Source organism: Palleronia sediminis, from assembly GCF_004358695.1.
In the GTDB taxonomy this organism is placed as follows: Bacteria; Pseudomonadota; Alphaproteobacteria; order Rhodobacterales; family Rhodobacteraceae; genus Palleronia; species Palleronia sediminis.
The window spans coordinates 98375-115367 of sequence record NZ_SNAA01000002.1 but is presented as its reverse complement, the minus strand read 5'-3'; the positions used below and the strand labels follow the sequence as shown (position 1 = coordinate 115367).

General features: G+C 69.1%; 15 protein-coding genes. 6 read left to right on the top strand and 9 right to left on the bottom strand.

From position 1 onward, the window contains the following. The first annotated feature begins 48 nt into the window (after positions 1-48). The gene (locus E2L08_RS02790; protein ID WP_133395542.1) at positions 49-576 is read left to right on the top strand and encodes a DUF421 domain-containing protein; all 528 of its coding nucleotides are present in this window, start codon (positions 49-51) and stop codon (positions 574-576) included. 69 nt (positions 577-645) lie between these two features. Continuing rightward, a complete protein-coding gene (locus E2L08_RS02785; protein ID WP_133395541.1) occupies positions 646-1929 on the top strand; it encodes an O-acetylhomoserine aminocarboxypropyltransferase/cysteine synthase family protein in 1284 nt (427 codons plus the stop codon). Between the two features lie 9 nt (positions 1930-1938). On the opposite strand, the gene E2L08_RS02780 is transcribed toward E2L08_RS02785, so the two are convergent. After that, positions 1939-2655, bottom strand: a complete 717-nt coding sequence (locus E2L08_RS02780; protein ID WP_133395540.1) for an SIMPL domain-containing protein — start codon at positions 2653-2655, stop codon at positions 1939-1941. A 160-nt stretch (positions 2656-2815) separates the two neighbouring features. Between E2L08_RS02780 and E2L08_RS02775 the strand changes: the two genes are divergently transcribed. Together E2L08_RS02775 and E2L08_RS02770 are read left to right on the top strand one after the other, a co-directional pair. Then, on the top strand, positions 2816-5899 hold the full coding sequence (locus E2L08_RS02775; protein ID WP_133395539.1) for a hypothetical protein: 3084 nt from the start codon (positions 2816-2818) through the stop codon (positions 5897-5899). Between the two features lie 99 nt (positions 5900-5998). Beyond that, positions 5999-7951 (top strand): cation:proton antiporter domain-containing protein, encoded by a 1953-nt coding sequence (locus tag E2L08_RS02770; protein ID WP_133395538.1) that lies wholly within the window; start codon positions 5999-6001, stop codon positions 7949-7951. 69 nt (positions 7952-8020) lie between these two features. Here E2L08_RS02770 and E2L08_RS02765 read toward each other — a convergent pair whose 3' ends face one another. From E2L08_RS02765 to E2L08_RS02745, 5 genes are all read right to left on the bottom strand, one after another. Continuing rightward, a complete protein-coding gene (locus E2L08_RS02765; RefSeq protein ID WP_133395537.1) occupies positions 8021-8539 on the bottom strand; it encodes a CarD family transcriptional regulator in 519 nt (172 codons plus the stop codon). Positions 8540-8759: 220 nt separating this feature from the next. Next, positions 8760-9095 (bottom strand): ferredoxin FdxA, encoded by a 336-nt coding sequence (gene fdxA / locus E2L08_RS02760; protein ID WP_133395536.1) that lies wholly within the window; start codon positions 9093-9095, stop codon positions 8760-8762. A gap of 68 nt (positions 9096-9163) precedes the next feature. Beyond that, positions 9164-9544, bottom strand: coding sequence for an RNA-binding S4 domain-containing protein (locus E2L08_RS02755; RefSeq protein WP_133395535.1), 381 nt, complete (start codon positions 9542-9544; stop codon positions 9164-9166). Then, the gene (locus tag E2L08_RS02750) at positions 9541-12399 is read right to left on the bottom strand and encodes a helicase-related protein (protein WP_133395534.1); all 2859 of its coding nucleotides are present in this window, start codon (positions 12397-12399) and stop codon (positions 9541-9543) included. The genes E2L08_RS02755 and E2L08_RS02750 overlap by 4 nt, the downstream gene beginning before the upstream one ends. Before the next feature lie 69 nt (positions 12400-12468). Further along, on the bottom strand, positions 12469-13023 hold the full coding sequence (locus tag E2L08_RS02745) for a tetratricopeptide repeat protein (RefSeq protein WP_133395533.1): 555 nt from the start codon (positions 13021-13023) through the stop codon (positions 12469-12471). Positions 13024-13108: 85 nt separating this feature from the next. On the opposite strand from E2L08_RS02745, the gene E2L08_RS02740 reads away from it, so the two are divergent. Together E2L08_RS02740 and E2L08_RS02735 are read left to right on the top strand one after the other, a co-directional pair. Then, on the top strand, positions 13109-13393 hold the full coding sequence (locus E2L08_RS02740; protein ID WP_133395532.1) for an SCP2 sterol-binding domain-containing protein: 285 nt from the start codon (positions 13109-13111) through the stop codon (positions 13391-13393). Then, positions 13390-14376, top strand: a complete 987-nt coding sequence (locus tag E2L08_RS02735; RefSeq protein ID WP_240758003.1) for an alpha/beta fold hydrolase — start codon at positions 13390-13392, stop codon at positions 14374-14376. The genes E2L08_RS02740 and E2L08_RS02735 overlap by 4 nt, the downstream gene beginning before the upstream one ends. An 87-nt stretch (positions 14377-14463) precedes the next feature. Here E2L08_RS02735 and E2L08_RS02730 read toward each other — a convergent pair whose 3' ends face one another. The 3 genes from E2L08_RS02730 to E2L08_RS02720 are packed head-to-tail and all read right to left on the bottom strand — an operon-like array spanning position 14464 to position 16989. Then, positions 14464-15180 carry a proteasome-type protease gene (locus E2L08_RS02730; RefSeq protein WP_133395530.1) on the bottom strand — a complete coding sequence of 239 codons (717 nt, stop codon included), beginning with the start codon at positions 15178-15180 and terminating at the stop codon, positions 14464-14466. A gap of 40 nt (positions 15181-15220) precedes the next feature. Beyond that, a complete protein-coding gene (locus E2L08_RS02725) occupies positions 15221-16039 on the bottom strand; it encodes a transglutaminase family protein (RefSeq protein ID WP_133395529.1) in 819 nt (272 codons plus the stop codon). Beyond that, positions 16036-16989, bottom strand: coding sequence for an alpha-E domain-containing protein (locus tag E2L08_RS02720; RefSeq protein WP_133395528.1), 954 nt, complete (start codon positions 16987-16989; stop codon positions 16036-16038). Before E2L08_RS02720 ends, E2L08_RS02725 begins: the two co-directional genes overlap by 4 nt. Between the last annotated feature and the right edge of the window lie 4 nt (positions 16990-16993).

The window sequence follows — 16993 nt, the reverse complement described above, 5'->3', positions numbered from 1 at the left end:
GAGCCGCAGGCCCATGCGTTGAACGCCGGGCGGCAGAGGAGAACCGGCATGGACATGTTCTATCAGGGCGCCGAGGGCATTTTCCGCACCGTCGCGATGGCGCTCATGGCCTATACGGCCGTCGTCGCGATGATCCGGGTCTCGGGCAAGCGCACGCTGGCCAAGCTTAACGCCTTCGATCTGATCGTGACGGTCGCGCTGGGCTCGACGCTCGCCTCGACGATCCTGACCCAGTCCGTGCCCCTGGTCGAAGGTGCCGCGGCCTTTGCCACTCTGATCGGGCTGCAATGGATCGTCGCGTGGACATCGCTGCGGTCGAAGACCATCGCGCGCGCCGTCCGCTCCGAGCCGCGGCTGCTGATGCGCAGCGGCGAGATCCTGCACGACGCGCTGCGCGAGGAACGGATCACCGTGAACGAACTGATGGCTGTCATCCGCTCGAGCGCGGCGGGCGCGCCCGAAAAGGTCGCGGCGCTTATCCTCGAGGCCAACGGAACCTTCAGCATCGTGGCCCGCGACGGCCCCGACGACGCGCGCGCCTATGCCGAGGAGAACGTCCAGCGCCCCACCGACTGAGCCCGCCCGCGGACGTTGCCCAAGCGGCAAGCCTCGCTTAAACGGGCGGCGACAGATGCGGAGGATTCCATGTCAGATTACGGCTTCGACACCCAGCAGATCCATGCGGGCGCCCGCCCCGACCCGGCTACCGGATCGCGCCAGACACCCATCTACCAGACCACGGGCTACGTCTTTCGCGATGCCGACCACGCCGCGGCGCTGTTCAATCTGCAAGAGGTCGGGTTCATCTATTCGCGGCTGACCAACCCCACGGTGGCCGTGCTTCAGGAACGTATCGCCACGCTCGAGGGCGGCGCGGGCGCGGTCTGCTGCTCGTCCGGCCACGCGGCACAGGTCATGGCGCTGTTTCCGCTGATGATGCCGGGCTGCAACGTCGTCGTCTCGACCCGGCTTTACGGCGGCACCGTCACGCAGATGACGCAGATGATCAAACGTTTTGGCTGGTCGGCCAAGTTCGTCGATTTCGACGACGAAGGCGCCATCCGAGACGCCATCGACGACGACACCCGCGCGATCTTTTGCGAGGGCATCGCCAATCCGGGCGGCTATATCACCGATCTCGATGCGGTGGGCCGGATCGCACAGGATGCGGGGCTGCCGCTGATCGTCGACAATACGACCGCCACCCCCTATCTCTGCCGCCCGATCGAGCATGGCGCGACGCTGGTCGTGCATTCCACCACGAAATACCTGACCGGCAACGGCACCGTCACCGGCGGCTGCGTCGTCGACAGCGGCACCTTCGACTGGTCCGCGAGCGACAAGTTCCCCTCGCTCAGCGCGCCCGAGCCGGCCTATCACGGGCTCAAGTTCCACGAGACCTTCGGCAACATGGCCTTCACCTTCCACGGCATCGCCGTCGGCCTGCGCGATCTGGGCATGACGATGAACCCGCAGGCCGCGCATTACACGCTGATGGGCACCGAGACGCTGTCGCTGCGGATGGAGCGTCATTGCGCCAACGCGATGAAGGTCGCCCAGTGGCTCGAATCGCACCCGGCCGTGGCCCGCGTCACCTATGCCGGCCTGCCCTCGTCGCCCTATGCCGAACGCGCGCAGCGCATCTGCCCCAAGGGCGCGTCGGGGCTGTTCACCTTCGAGCTCAAGGGCGGCTACGACGCCTGCATGAAGCTGATCGATTCGGTCGAGCTGTTCAGCCATGTCGCCAATCTCGGCGACGCGCGCAGCCTCATCATTCACTCGGCCTCGACCACGCACCGCCAGCTCGACGAGAACCAGCAGCGCGCGGCGGGCGCCGCCCCCGAGATGGTGCGCCTCTCCATCGGGCTCGAGGATGCCGACGACCTGATCCGCGACCTCGACCAGGCGCTCGCCAAGGCCGCGGGATAGGCGGCGCGGCTATTCCAGGCCGAAAACGGCCTGGATGGTCACGACGGTCTCGACCTCGCCGGGGGCGGTGGGCACACCCCCCTCGGCGGCATCCATCCGCATCATGACCGGGCCGGGAGAGGACGACCGGCCCGTTTCGTCGATCGAGATCACGTCCCCAAGCGCCAGCCCGGCCGCCTCGGACAGGATCGCGGCCTTGCGCATCGCATCGGCCATGGCACCGGCCAAAGCTGCATCCTCGGCGGGTTGCGGATCGGACAGGCCGAACGATACCCCGCCGAACCGGTTCGACCCGGCGCCCACCGCCGCATCCAGCACATCGCCCAGGCGCGCCACGTCGCCAAGGCGCACGTTCACATCGCTTTCGGCGCTGTAGCCCGCGATTCGCGGGGCCTCTCCGCCGTCGCGCGGCCCGTCGGCATAGACCGGGGACAGGGACAGCCGCCCGGTCTGGATATCCGATGGCGCGATGCCCATCCCCGTCAAGGCGGCCAAAAGCGGGTCGAGATCGGCGCTGAGCGCCGAGACAGCCGCGCCGGGCGTATCGGCCTCGGCCACCACGCCGAGCGACAGGTTCGCCATGTCGGGCACCGTGGCGACACGCCCCACACCCTCGACCGCGATCCGCGGGACCTCGCCCCCCGCCTCCTGCGCGACGAGCGGCGCGCCCGTCGAAACCATGGCGGCCAGTGCCACGGCGTGAATCGTCCCGATTGGCCGGATCATGCCGATCCTCCTCTAAAAGCCTTTTACCTTCTCTTCAAAGATAGGGCATAACCTTTGGCAGACAGGCGCATTTCTTTCATTCGGCGGGATTCTGCTGTACTTCTCAACCACGGCCGGCGGTCCCTGTTTGCCGCTCGCTCTTTCGTGGTAAGGCCCGGACATGACGACGCCCTTCCTTCTCGATTTCACCGATGACGGCGTGCGCCTGCTGCGCCGCGGTGCGCCCGATACCGAGCCTTTCGGCGAGATCCGGCTGGACGATCCCCATTTCGACACCCGGATGGAGGATCTCAGGAAAGAGGCCGAGGCCGAGATCGACGGGCCGGTGACGACCGAGCTCTTGATCCCGCATACCGAGGTGCTGTTTCTCAACCTCGAGATCGAGCCCGAAGAGAAAGAGGCCCGCGAAACCGCGATCCGCGCCGAGCTCGACGGGCTGACGCCCTATGACCTCGCGGATCTGCGCTATGTCTGGAAGGCGCGCGGCAAGGGCAAGGTCGCGCTGGCCGCCGTCGCCCGCGAAACGCTGAAACAGGCCGAGGATTTCGCCGCGGCCCACGGGCTGAACCCGCAGAGCTTTGGCGCCGCCCCGCGCAAGGGCGTGTTCGATACGGGCGTCGCGCTTGGCAAGACCTCGATCGCGGGCCAGCCGCTGCCGCCCACTGCCGCGCAGAAGGCCGCGGCAGAGGCGGCTGCGGAGGCGGCGGCGTCCCGGCCCGCGCAACCCGCTCCATCGGGCAGCGACGGCGACGAAACCGACAAGGCGCCCCCCGCGGACGATGCGGCAAAGCAGGACGCGATCCCCCCCGCCAAACCGGATGCGGCAGATGATTCGCATGCCGCGGTCGCGCGCCCGGCGACGGAGGCGAAACCCGCAGCGGATGAGGCGAAATCTGCGACGGATGCGAAACCCGCAAGGCAGGATGGCGACGCGGGCGGCTCGTCCGATATGACGGATCGCCCGGCGCGGCCCGAGGCCACGCCGAAACCGGCGCCCATGCCGGCCCCCGCGGCCAAGCCCGCCCCCCGGCGCCCCGAGATCGATCCCGAGCCGAACCCGGTCTTCGACCCCAAACGCCGCGAAGAGGAACCGGCGGAGCCGACACCCCCCGCACCGGCACCCGTCCGCAATTCCGCAGCGGAGGGCATCCCCGAGGCGCGGCACGAAGATGCCGACGCCGCCCCCGCACCATCCTTCAGCTCGCGCCGCGCGCCGGCGGCGGCGGGCCCCGCCGCGCTGGCAGCCGCGTCTGCCGCGCCCGCGACTTCGTCGCTCGACCGGATCGCCTCGCGGATCGCGATGCTGCCCGATGGCGGCGCCGGTCCCGCCCGACGCTCGATCCGCGAAGAGCCCGATATCTCGGGCGTGATCGGCCCCGTCACCCCGGCGAAACCGGCCGCCGGCGGTCCGAAACCCGTGGCCGAGGTCAAGACATCCAAGCCCGCGCCATCCGCCGACAAGCGCGCCCCGGCCGCGGCGGCCCCCTCGCCCAAGGCGCGGCAGGTCAAGCCGCCCGAGGGCAAGCCGGATAACGGCAAGCCGGCGCCGGCCGTCGTGCCGCCACCCAGCCCGGTCAAGGCCGATCCGCCGATGACCGAGGCCGAGGCGCTGACCGTGTTCGGCGCGCGCAATTTCGAGCAGGGCTCGCGCCTGTCCAGCGTCCTGCCCATCGTGATCGGCGTGATCGTCGCGCTGGTGCTGGCGCTGGTCATCTGGTCGGCGGTGTTCCTGCTGGGCGGCGAGGCCGATGTGGACCCGACCGAGACCTCGGCCCTCGCGCCCGCGGCCGAAGTACCCGAAACGGCTGCGACCGACGCGGACCCGGTCGCCCCCGAGACCGCGCCCGACCGCCCCGAGATCGAAACCGCGGCCGACCTGCCCGATATCGACGCACCCGATACCGCGCCCGACCCGGACGCCGCGGGCGTCGACGATCCGCTCGACCGCCCGGCCGGGGCGAGCGAGACGGGCCGCTACGCCGCGACCGGCGTCGATGCCGAATCCCCGCCCGTGCCGAACGAACCCGCCAGCGACACCGTCGAGGAGGTGGGCGGCGAGACGGTGCTTTCGGCCCCGCGTTCGGACCTGGCCGAGGTCGCGGTGCCCGATCTGTCGACCGTGACCGCCCCGCCACCGCTGATCCCGCCGCCCCCGGCGGGCACGCGGTTCGATCTGGACGAGGCCGGGCGCGTCATCGCGACGCCCGAAGGCGTGGTCTCGCCCGCGGGCGTGCGCGTCACCGCCGGCCGCCCCGCCCTCGTCCCGCCCGCAACGCCCGATCGGCCGGCGCGCATGGTCGACGCGCCCGACGCGACCGCACCGCAGGACGCCCCCGAGACCAACGCCACCGCCGAATCGCAGGACGAAAGCCGGGTCGTGATCCCGATCACCGATGGCACGCCGCCGCGCGTGCCGCCGCTTCGCCCCGGCGAGACGACCGAGCGTTCCGACGATGCGGCCGATCCCGCCCCCGAGACGCAGGCCGATACCGAAGTGATCGAGGTGGCCCGCGCCGACACGGTCGAGGGAGCATCGGCCGCTTCGCTCTTGTCCCGCGCGGGTATCGGCATGACGCCACGTGCCCGCCCGACCGACAGCGCGGCGCCCGCGGCGGCGCCCGCCGATGCCGCGGCATCGCCCGGACTGCCCCGCGCGCGGCCCGCATCGCTGAGCGTGCCCGCCCCCGCCGGACCGGATGCCGGCGCCATCGCCGATGCGCTGGCCGAGGCGGTCGCCCTGCGGCAGGAGCCCGCCGCCCCCGCCGATGACGGCCCCCGACGCGAGGCTGAGGCCGCCGCCGCGGCCGCCGCCGCCGCCTCGGCACTGGCGGCCATCGTGCCGCAGGTCGCGCCCGCGCCGACGAACCCTGCCGCCGTCGCCCGCTCCATCCGGCCCACGACGCGGCCCGCAACGGTCGAACGGCGCGCGACGCAGCAGCCGGCGGCGCAACCGGTCCGCGTGGCGCAGGCCGCCGCCGTGGTCCGCCCCTCGGGGCCGACGGGTGGCAGCGTCGCCGCCCGCGCGACCGAGGCCAACGTGCTGCGTCTCAACCAGATCAACCTGATCGGCGTCTATGGCAGCGCAAATAGCCGCCGCGCGCTGATCCGCCTGCCCTCGGGGCGGTTCCAGAAGGTCAAGGTCGGCGACCGGGTCGATGGTGGTCAGGTCCGCGCCATAGGCGACAACCTTTTGCAATATCAAAAGGGCAGCCGCGTCTTTACCCTGCAGATGCCCGCGGGCTGACCCCGCGTCCCGGCGGTGGCGATCTGCCCCCCGGCGGACTATCCTCCGCGATGACGCCGTCCCGGCCGATGGATCGGGGCACGGCGAGACGGAGACGCGATGGAAACCTTTCTCTTTCAGGCGACGGTCTACCTGACGGCCGCGGTGGTGGCGGTGCCGCTGGCCGCGCGGCTGGGCCTCGGCTCGGTGCTGGGATACCTGGCCGCCGGAATCCTGATCGGGCCGGTTCTGGGCCTTGTCGGGTCGGAAACGCAGGATTTGCAGCATTTCGCCGAGTTCGGCGTGGTCATGATGCTGTTCCTGATCGGGCTCGAGCTCGAGCCGCGCGCGGTCTGGAAGATGCGCCACCGGCTGATCGGGCTGGGCGGTGCACAGATCATGATCACCATGGCTCTGGTGGGTGGCGCGGGGCTCGCGCTCGGGCTCGCGCCGGGCGAGGCCATCGCGGTCGCCATGATCTTTTCGCTGTCCTCGACCGCTATCGTGCTGCAGACGCTGAACGAAAAGCGGCTGATGCAGACGGCGGGCGGTCGGTCCTCGTTCTCGGTCCTGCTGATGCAGGATATCGCGGTGATCCCGATGCTGGCGCTCATGCCGCTCCTGGCGGTGGGCCAGGTCGGCGGCGCGCCCGATCCCGGCGGCAGCCTCCCGTCCGGCGCCGAAACCACGCCAGCGGCGCAGGTCGAGGCGGCGATGCTGCTGGTCGACCGCCTTCCGGCCTGGGGGGTCACGCTGCTGACATTGGCGGCCATCGCGGGGATCATCCTGCTTGGCATTTTCGGCACGCGGCCCCTGTTTCGGTTCGTCCACCGCGCGCGGCTGCGCGAGCTCTATGTCGCGCTCGCCCTCCTGATCGTCATCGCCATCGCCTTTGTCATGACGCTGCTGGGGCTTTCGCCGGCTTTGGGCACCTTTCTTGCCGGCGTCGTGCTGGCCAACTCCGAGTTCCGGCACGAGCTCGAATCCGATATCGAGCCGTTCAAGGGTCTGCTGCTGGGGCTTTTCTTCATCACCGTCGGCGCGGGGATCTCGGTTCCGCTCCTGCTCGAGAATCCCGGCTTCGTGCTCGGGCTCGCGCTTGGGTTGATGATCGTGAAGGGGCTGGTGCTTTATGCGCTGGCTCTGATCTTCAAGCTCAAGCCCACGGATCGCTGGCTGTTCACGCTGGGGCTGGCCCAGGCGGGGGAGTTCGGCTTTGTGCTGTCGTCCTTCGCGCTTCAGACCGGGGTGCTGGGGATGGCGCTGGGCGAGATCCTGCTTTTGGTCATCGCCATGTCGATGCTGCTAACGCCGCTGTTCTTCATCCTGTTCGAGCAGATCTCAAAACGGCTTTCGGACGATGACGGCCCCGCCCTGCCCCATGACGAGATCGACCACACCGCCCCGATCATCATCGCCGGGATCGGGCGCTTCGGTCAGGTGGTCAACCGGATGCTGCAACTCGCGGGGTTCGAAACCGTCGTGCTGGACCATGACCTCGACACGATCCAGCTCATGCGGAAATTCGGCTTCAAGGGGTTCTTCGGCGACCCGACCCGGCCCGAGCTTTTGCTCGCCGCGGGGTTGCACGATGCGCGGGTGCTGGTGGCAACGATGGATCAGCCCGCACAGGTCACGGCGCTGGTGCGCTATGCCCGCAAGGAACGCCCCGACATCCACATCATCGCCCGTGCCTATGACCGCAACCATGTCTACGAACTCTACCGCGCGGGGGCCGACGATATCGTGCGGGAGGTGTTCGATTCGTCGCTGCGGGCCGGGCGTTACGTGCTCGAGAATATCGGCCTTTCCGAGTTCGAGGCTGCCGAGATGGAGAAGGCGTTCTACCAGATCGACCGTTCGGCGCTGCGCGAACTGGCCGAGCTGTGGAAACCCGGCGTGCCGATCGCCAAGAACGACGATTACATGGAGCGCGCGCGCGCCCTCGATACCGAGCTCGAAAGCGTGCTGTCGGCCAAGTATGACGAGCTCAGGCGCCGTCGGCAGGATGACGATGACGACGAGGATTTCGAGGCCGACGACCATCGCCGCGCCGATCCAAACGTGGCCTGAGCGGCCCCAAAAACGAAAGGGGCCGCGCCATTGCCGGCGCGGCCCCCTGTCTCGTGCGAAGCTATGGCGTCAGGCCGCGGCGGGCTTGCGGCTGGTCAGGACCGAATCGATCTGGGCCTGCGCGCTCGCCTCGTCCTCGCCCGAGATGGCGCCGATCTCGCGGGTCAGCCGCTCGAGCGCCTGCTCGTAAAGCTGGCGCTCGGAATAGCTCTGCTCACGCTGATCGTCCGCGCGGTGCAGATCGCGCACGACCTCGGCGATGGCGATCAGGTCGCCCGAGTTGATCTTTTGCTCGTATTCCTGCGCGCGACGCGACCACATCGCCTTTTTGACGCGGGCCTTGCCCTTGAGGGTCGCCATCGCCTTGCTCACCACGTCGGGCGAGCTGAGCGGACGCATCCCCACCACGACCGCCTTGTCGGTCGGCACGCGCAGCGTCATCTTGTCCTTCTCGAAGGAGATCACGAAGAGTTCAAGTTCCAGCCCGGCGATTTCCTGCTTTTCGATACGCACGATCTGGCCCACGCCATGCGCGGGATAGACGACGAACTCGTTCGGACGGAAATCCGGTTTCTTGGCTTTCGACATGGCAGACTTGTTCCTTTCCAGGCCCCAGGCACAGGCCGCAGAAAGGGCGCCGGGACTGCATTCGCATCCCGCCGCCCCGAGTCGCACCGATGAATACGGCCGACCGTTCTGTTACCTTGACGACACCATATCATAAAAACGCCGCCCGGAGAAGCCGTCAGATTCCGGGCCGCTTGCCCGGTGCAACGGGGCGGGCATCATGCGCGGCCGGGTGCCGCGCTCAACCGCCTTCGCCCGGCGCCTCGGAAAAGAGGGACATCTTGCCGGGCTTTCCGTCCATCTCCTCGGCCGTCGGCAGCGGGTCTTTCTTGGTCACGATGACCGGCCACGCTTCGGAGTACTTGCGGTTGAACTCGACCCATTTCTCGGCTTCGGGATCGGTGTCGGGGCGGATCGCATCGGCGGGGCATTCCGGCTCGCAGACGCCGCAATCGATGCACTCGTCGGGATGGATCACCAGCATGTTCTCGCCCTCGTAGAAACAGTCCACGGGGCAAACCTCGACGCAGTCGGTATATTTGCAGGCGATGCAGTTATCGTTGACGATATAAGTCATGATAGGTGTCCCGGTCGTGATCCGAGTGTCACCTAGACCTTGCGGCGCGGGCCTTCAACCGGTGTCGGTCACAGATCGCCGTCGCCCTTCTGCGGCAGGGCGCGGCGGTCGCGCTTGGTCGGGCGCCCGCCACCGTCATAGGCCGGCGCGCGGGGCGTCGCGGGCGGCGGCGGGGGCGAGCGGTCGTCGTAGAGCCCCTGCGCCTCGGGCGCGGGGCCGCGTCTTTCGCCGGGGGCGAGGACCGTCACCACCCGAACCGCGCGGCCCTGCGCGAAACTGAGCGTATCGCCCGGACGGACGCAGGCCGAGGGTTTCGAGACGCGCACGCCGTTCACCCGCACGTTGCCCGCGCGCACGATCCCCGCGGCAAGCGAGCGGGTCTTGAAGAACCGCGCATAGAACAGCCACTTGTCGAGGCGGATCGCCCCGTCGACCGAGCCCTCGCTCACTTGCTGTCCTTGAGCCCCATCAGCGCCTCGGCAAAGGGATTGTCGGGGTCGATGGGCTTGTCGCGGCGCGGGGGCGCCGCGCTGGCGGCCGCCGGTTTGCCGCGACGCTCGCCCTTGGGCGCGCCCTTCGGCGGCCGCTTGCCCTTGCCCGCTCCGCCACCCTTGGCACCGGCCCCGCGACGCTCTCCATCGCGTCGGGGTTCGCGCGGGCGGCGCGTCCCGACCCAAGCAAAGGTATAGAACACCTCGGTCTCGGGCGCGGGCGCGTCGGATTCCCCGGATACGGGCGCGTCGGTCTCGGGCGCCGGATCGGCTTGCGCGTCCGGCTGCTCCGTTGCCGGGGCGGCATCTTCTTCGTGCTGCGCGGTCTCGACCTCGGGGCCGGCTTCCCCGGCCTCGGGTTCGGGCGCCGGCGCTTCGTCCGGGGCCGACTCGGGGGTTGTGCCCGAAGCATCGGCCGCCGCCGCGCTGCCCGCGGGGGCTGCGCGTTTCTTGGCCCGCTCGCCCCGTTCCGCGGAATAGCCGAGCCCCTGCATCAGCCCGGCGAACTGGTCCAGCGTCATGCCCGTGATCGACAGCATGTCGGCGCTCGCCTCGAAACCTGCGCGCGTGTTCTCGCCGCGGATCATGTCGGCAAGACGCTCTAGCATGTCGATGCGGATGGCGCGTTCGCCCGCCCGCATATATCCAGACATGAGATAGGTGCCTTCGGGCACGCCCTCGATCACCGGGATCGTCACCAATCCCGGCGGAGGGCTTTCGGGAAACTGGTCGAAACCCTGCCAGAGCGACCAAAGCACGAGCCGCATCCGCGTCGGCGCGGGCTTGAGCAAGGCGGGCAGGAACACGGTGAACTGGCCGAACCGGACCCCGTGGCGGCGCAGCGCCCCGCGCGCCTGCTGGTCCAGCTCCTTGACCTCGGAGGACACCTCGTTCCGCGCGATCACGCCCATGCGCTCGACCAGGCGGAACGCAAAGCCGCGCGGCAGACCGGTCAGCGCCTCGTCCGACTGCATCGCGATCAGCGGCTCGAACAGGGCGGCGATCCGCCGGTCGAGATAGTGGCGCAGCCGCCGCTCGACCTTCTGGCGCACCTCGTCCCCGGCCTCTTCGTCGACGAAAGGCTCGATCCGCGGTTTCATCGCGTCATCGCCACGCGCGAGCTTGCCGACCGCCTGGTCGCCCCACATCAGGCCGCCCTGCTCGGTCACGTCGATCTCGGTATCGGGCGCGTTGTAGAACCGGTCGGCGCGCAGGTGGAATTGCGGGGCCAGCGCCGCGGCGCTCGCCTGGCGCAGGGTCCGGGCCTCGTCGGGCGACGACGCCTTGTCCTGCCGGAACCGAAACCCCTCGATCCGGCCGACGAACTGGCCCTCGACGGTGACTTCGCCCTTGTCGTTCACATCGGCCAAGAGGCTCTCCTTCTGCTTGAGCCGGCGCAGCAGCACGGATGTACGCCGATCCACGAATCGCTGGGTCAGCGCCTGGTGAAGGGCATCCGACAGCCGATCTTCTACAGCGCGGGTCGCCCCGCGCCAATGCGCTTCGTCATCGACCCAACCCTTGCGCTGCGCCACGTAGGTCCAGGTGCGGATATAGGCCAGACGCTTGGACAGCGCGTCGATATCGCCGTCGATCCGGTCGATCCGCTTGACCTGGCGCGCGAGCCAATCGTCGGGCACCCGCCCCCATTCCCTGAGGTCACGAAAGATACGCGCGAGCAGCCCCGCATGTTCCCCCGGCGAGATGCCGCGGAAATCGGGAATCCGGCACACGTCCCAAAGCAGCCGCACGTCGCGCGCATCGCCCAGCGTGCGATGGATCGCGGGATCGTCGGCCAGCTCCTTGAGCGCGGCCAGATCGTCGGCCTGGCGCGCAGGGGTCAGGCGCTCGTCCTCGGGCCGCATCTCGAGCGAGGCGATCAGCGCCTCGACCGTGCCGAAACGCAACGCCGCGTTGCGCCATTGCAGCGTCCTGAGCGGCGCGAACCGGTTCTGCACGATGGCATCGACGACGCCGTCATCGAGCGGCGATGCCTCGCCCGTCACGCCAAAGGTGCCGTCGGTCGTATAGCGCCCCGCCCGCCCGGCGATCTGCGCCAGTTCGTTCGACTGAAGATCGCGCATCCGCCGCCCGTCGAACTTGCGAGTCGAGCTGAAAGCCACGTGCTCGATATCGAGGTTCAGACCCATCCCGATCGCATCCGTCGCCACGAGATAGTCGACATCGCCGTTCTGGTACATCTCGACCTGGGCGTTGCGCGTACGCGGGCTGAGCGCGCCCATGACGACCGCCGCGCCCCCCTTCTGACGGCGCAGGAGCTCGGCGATGGCATAAACGTTCTCGACCGAAAAGCCGACGATGGCCGAACGCGGCTTCATCCGGCTGAGCTTGCGGCTGCCGGTATAAAGCAGCTCGGAAAACCGCTCGCGCCGCAGGAAATGCGCCTCGGGCACCAATGCGGCGATTGCCGGGCGCATCGTTTCGGCGCCGAGGAACAGGGTCTCGTGCGTGCCCCGCGCCCGCAAGAGCCGGTCGGTAAAGACATGGCCCCGCTCGGGGTCGCCGCAAAGCTGGATCTCGTCTATAGCGAGGAAATCGGCACCCATTGCCTCGGGCATGGCCTCGACCGTGCAGACCCAGTAGGCGGTGCGCTCGGGCACGATCCGCTCTTCGCCGGTGACGAGCGCCACGACCGACGGCCCGCGCAACGCGACCAGCCGGTCATAGACCTCGCGCGCGAGCAGGCGCAGCGGCAGGCCGATGATGCCGGTGCGATGGCCCAGCATCCGTTCCAGCGCGTAATGGGTCTTGCCCGTATTCGTGGGGCCGAGAACCGCCGTGATCCGTCCCATCTCGGGGCTCCGTGAAAGTCGGGCGACAGGTTGCGCGCCGCCGCGCCGGGTGCAACCCCGTGCGCGGCCTCAAAGCGGCAGCCCGTCCACCTCGCGCTCGAGTTTCGGGATGGCCATCTCGGCCTGCGGATTGGCGGGATAGAGACGCGCGACCGAACGCCACACCTCGAGCGCCGCCTCGGGCTCTCCGATATCCTGCAAGATCACGGCAAGACCCGTCATCGCCCCGAAATGCCGCGGGTTGAGCGTCAGCGCGCGGCGGATATCCTCGAGCGCGGGGCCGAACTGACCCTCGAGGAAATAGGCCGTGGCGCGCAGGTTGTAGCCTTCGGCGAAATCGGGGGCGTGGTCTATCGCGGCCCCGAGATGAAAGATCGCGCGCGCCGTCTCGCCCTCGTCAAGCGCCGCGCGCCCCCGGTCGAGCAGGTAGTCGAGCGTCGGCGATCCCGATTTCGACCATTCGCTGGCGATCTTGCCCGCGATCTGCTCGGCATCCGATCCCTGGGCCGTTCGCAGCGCATCGAAAAGCGAATCGAGCCGATCCTGCGCGGATGCGGGCGCAATCCATAGCGCAAGCGCCGCAATCGCGAGGAACGGTTTGAGATTGAGGGGTCGCGGGTCCATATCGTGCATCAAGATAGCGACGCGGCGGGGAAATGCACCCTCGGGATCGCAAAAATGAAGGTGATCGGCCAGGAAAGGGCGCGAGATGAGCGAGACGATCGACCAGGTGGTCGCCGAGATGAACCGCCGGATCGGCGGAAGTTATGACGGATCGGCCAAGTTCGTCATCGAGGGCGAGGGCGCGGTGACGCTCGACGCCTCGGGCGCGCGCGCCGCCGACGACCCAGCCCGCGTGACGCTGACGGCCGGGCTCGAGACGTTCCGCCGCATCTTCGAGGGCGATCTCGACCCCACCACGGCCTTCATGACCGGGCGGCTCGGGATCGAGGGCGACATGGGCGAGGCGATGCGGCTCGCCCGCGCATTGTGACGCGCGACTCCGCCCCGTTTCACGCCGATATCGCGCGCGCGCCCGATGGAACCGAGGCGCAATGGCTCCGCGCCGAGGATGGCGTGCGCCTGCGGGTCGGGTGCTGCATGGCGGGCCGGCGCGGCACGGTGCTGCTGTTTCCGGGGCGCACTGAATATGTTGAGAAATACGGCCCGACCATGGCCGCGCTGGAGCGGTCGGGGCTGTCGGTCGCGGCGATCGACTGGCGCGGACAGGGGCTCGCCGACCGGATCGCGCCCGACCCGCTCAGCGGGCATGTCGACGCGTTCGGCGACTATCAGCGCGACGTGGCCGCCATGGTCGCCCTCGGACGCGCCGAAGGCTGGCCCGAGCCGTGGCACCTGCTCGCGCACTCCATGGGGGGGGCCATCGGGTTGCGCGCGCTCTTGCAGGGCCTGCCCGTCGCGCGGGCGGCCTTTTCGGCGCCGATGTGGGGCATCTCGATCGCCCCGCCTCTGCGGCCCTTCGCACGGGCGGTGTCGTGGATGGGCATCGCCAGCGGGCGCGGGCACGCCATCGCGCCCCTGACGAGCCGACGCCCCTATGCCGATATCGCACCCTTTGCGATGAACCTGCTGACCGGCGACGAAGAAACTTTCGACTGGCTCGCCGACCAGACCCGCACCCATCCCGAACTGGCACTCGCCGGCCCGTCGCTGGGCTGGCTCGGCGCCGCGCTGCGCGAATGCCGGGCGCTGGCAAGGGAGCCCTCGCCCGATGTGCCGGCGCTGTGCCTGCTGGGCAGCCGCGAGCATATCGTCGACCGCAAGGCCGTGACGCGGCGGATGGCCGAGTGGCCCGGCGGACGTCTGATCGCGGTCGAGGGCGGACGCCACGAGGTCTTGATGGAAACGCCCCCGCGGCGCGAAATGGCGCTCTTTGAGATCGCCGCCCATTTCGACGGCGCGACCCGAGCGGACCCCGCGCGCACGGACCGCTACCCTGCGCCATCGGGTATTTAAAAAAGAGAAGACAGACAGGCATGCGCCCTGCCCGTCTTCTCTTTCTCAAATACCCATGTCGGCCGGGTCGGGCCCGCGGGACGGCGCCTAGATCTCGATCTCGGTGAAGCCGTCCTTGAGCGCCTTGGACCACGCGACGCTCATCCGGTGAAAGGCCGGGTCGTCGGGCTCGATCCGGCGGCGCAGGCCGCTGCGCTGAGTCCCTTCCTCGATGACCATGAGATCGAGCGGCATCCCGACCGACAGGTTCGAGCGCAGGGTCGAATCCATCGATAAAAGCGCGGCCTTCTGCGCGTCGACGAGGTTCGTATCCGGCGTGACCACCCGGTCGAGGATCGGCTTGCCGTATTTGTGCTCGCCGATCTGGAGATAGGGCGTGTCTTCGGTCGCCTCGATGAAATTGCCCTCGGGATAGATGAGGAACAGGCGCATCGCGCCGTCGCGGCGCTGACCGCCGAGGATCATCGAGGCCCGCGCGTTCTGCGCCCTTGATCCCATCCGGTCGGCCACCTGCGACGAGACCTCGCCCAGCACGGCGCCGACATGCTGGGCCACCCCGAGCATGGTGTCCGCGCTCATCAGCGACGGACCGGTGCCCGAGGCGATCTCGTCCTCGAGCCGGGCGATCGCCGTCTGCGTCACCGACAGCGACCCCGCCGTCATGATGGCCACGATCCGCTCGCCCGGATCCTCGAAGGTGAACATCTTGCGATAGGTCGAGATATTGTCGACGCCCGCATTCGTGCGGGTATCGGATAGAAGCACCATGCCCGCCTTGAGCAGCAGGCCCACGCAATAGGTCATCGCCGTGTCGTTCCCAACGCCGCGCCGGCCGGGGGCGCGGCTATTGCTGCCCTTCTTCGCGGATACGGACCTCGACGTCGAGACGTTCCTCGGACGCGCTCGACACGCTGCCGCGGATCGGCGCGGCGGCCACCGCATCGAGCCCCGATCCGAGCCGGATATACCGATCGTCGGGGCAGCATCCGTTGGCCGCGTCGAAGCCCACCCAGCCCAAGCCCGCGACCCATAGCTCGGCCCAGGCATGGCTGGCCTGGTGCGCCGCGCCATCGGCCCCGGAATGGAGGTAGCCCACCACATAGCGCCCCGGCATCCCCATGGCGCGCCCCACGGCGATGAGCGCATGTGCCTGGTCCTGGCAAACGCCGCGGCCCTGGGCCAGCGCCTCGGCGGCGGTGGTGCCGCTGGCGGTCGTGCCGCTTTCGTAGGCGATGGCGCGCGCGACCGATTGCGCGAGGCAATGCGCGCGGTCGAGATCGCTCTCGACGCCGGTGCAGGCCTCGGCGGCGAGCGCGCGCAGCCCCGCGTCGAGCCGGGTCATCGGCGAGGGTCTGAGATAGGCCGTGGGCGGGACCTTTTCGCGCAGGCCGCGCACCACGCCCGACAGGTCGCGGGTCTCGACCTCACCCTCGACGCGGATCGTGGCGCGGCCGACCTGACGCATCGAGACCGTCTCGACCCAGTCGCCCGCCCCGTCGCGAAACCCCGCGCCGCGCTCGTAGGCGCTGTCCTCGACCGTGACGGACCATGTCGCGACGCTTTGCCCGGCATAGTCGGTCGGCCAGAGCCGCAGCGACTGCACCAGAGAGGCCACCGGCGGATCGAAGCTGTAGCTCGTGGTATGGCTGACCTGGAGTTTCATCTTGCGTCCCCGCTGAGATAGGCCCGGTTCACGGCGATCCCCAGCGCGCCGACCTCACGCATGAAGTCCTGCAGGAAATCGTGCAGCCCTTCGTCGAAGATGGCGGGCGCGTCGGTCGCGGCGAGCCGCGCGGACAGGCTGCGCGCGGCGGCCTGGGCGTCGGTGGTCCGGCCATAGGCGCGGCCCAGACGTTCGAGATGGGCCACGACCTCGTCGACCGAGGACACGAGCGAGCGCGGGAAGATCCGGTTGAGTACCAGCAGGTCGACGATCTTGGTCGCCGTCACCTCGCCGCCATAGACCCACGAAAAGGCGCGCGTGCCGTTGAGCGCGCGCAGCAGCGTGCGCCACTGGTAATTGTCGAGCCCCGAGCCCACCATCGAGACATGCGGCAGCAGGACGTAGTATTTCACGTCGATCAGCCGCGCGGTCGAATCGGCCCGTTCCAGGTAGGTGCCGATGTTCATGAAATCCCAGCCATCGTTGCGCAGTTGCGTGGCCAGCATCGAGCCGCGGATGAGCGCGGTGGTGCGCAAGGTCCAGTCCACCAGGTCGCGGGTGGCTAGGCTCGAGCGTTCCTGCCGCGCCAGGTCGCGCGTCTCGCTCCACGCGTTGTTCAGCGCCTCCCAGACCTGAGTGGTCAGCGCGGTGCGCACGATCCGCCCGTTCTCGCGCGCCTGAGTCAGGCAGGACGCGACCGAAGAGGGGTTGTCGAGATCGAAGAACAGGTGCGTCTCGACGTTGCGCTCGACCGCCTCGCCGTATTTCTGGTCGAAAGCGGGCTTGGTGCCCGATGCCAGCAGCACCGATTCCCATTCGTTGCGATTGCCCCCGCCGGTGTCGGGCAGCAGCGCCTGGCGTGCGGCCACCTCGAGCAGGCGGACATTGGTTTCGGCCCGCTCGACATAGCGGCTCATCCAGTAGAGGTTGGCGGCGGTTCTGCTCAGCATCGGC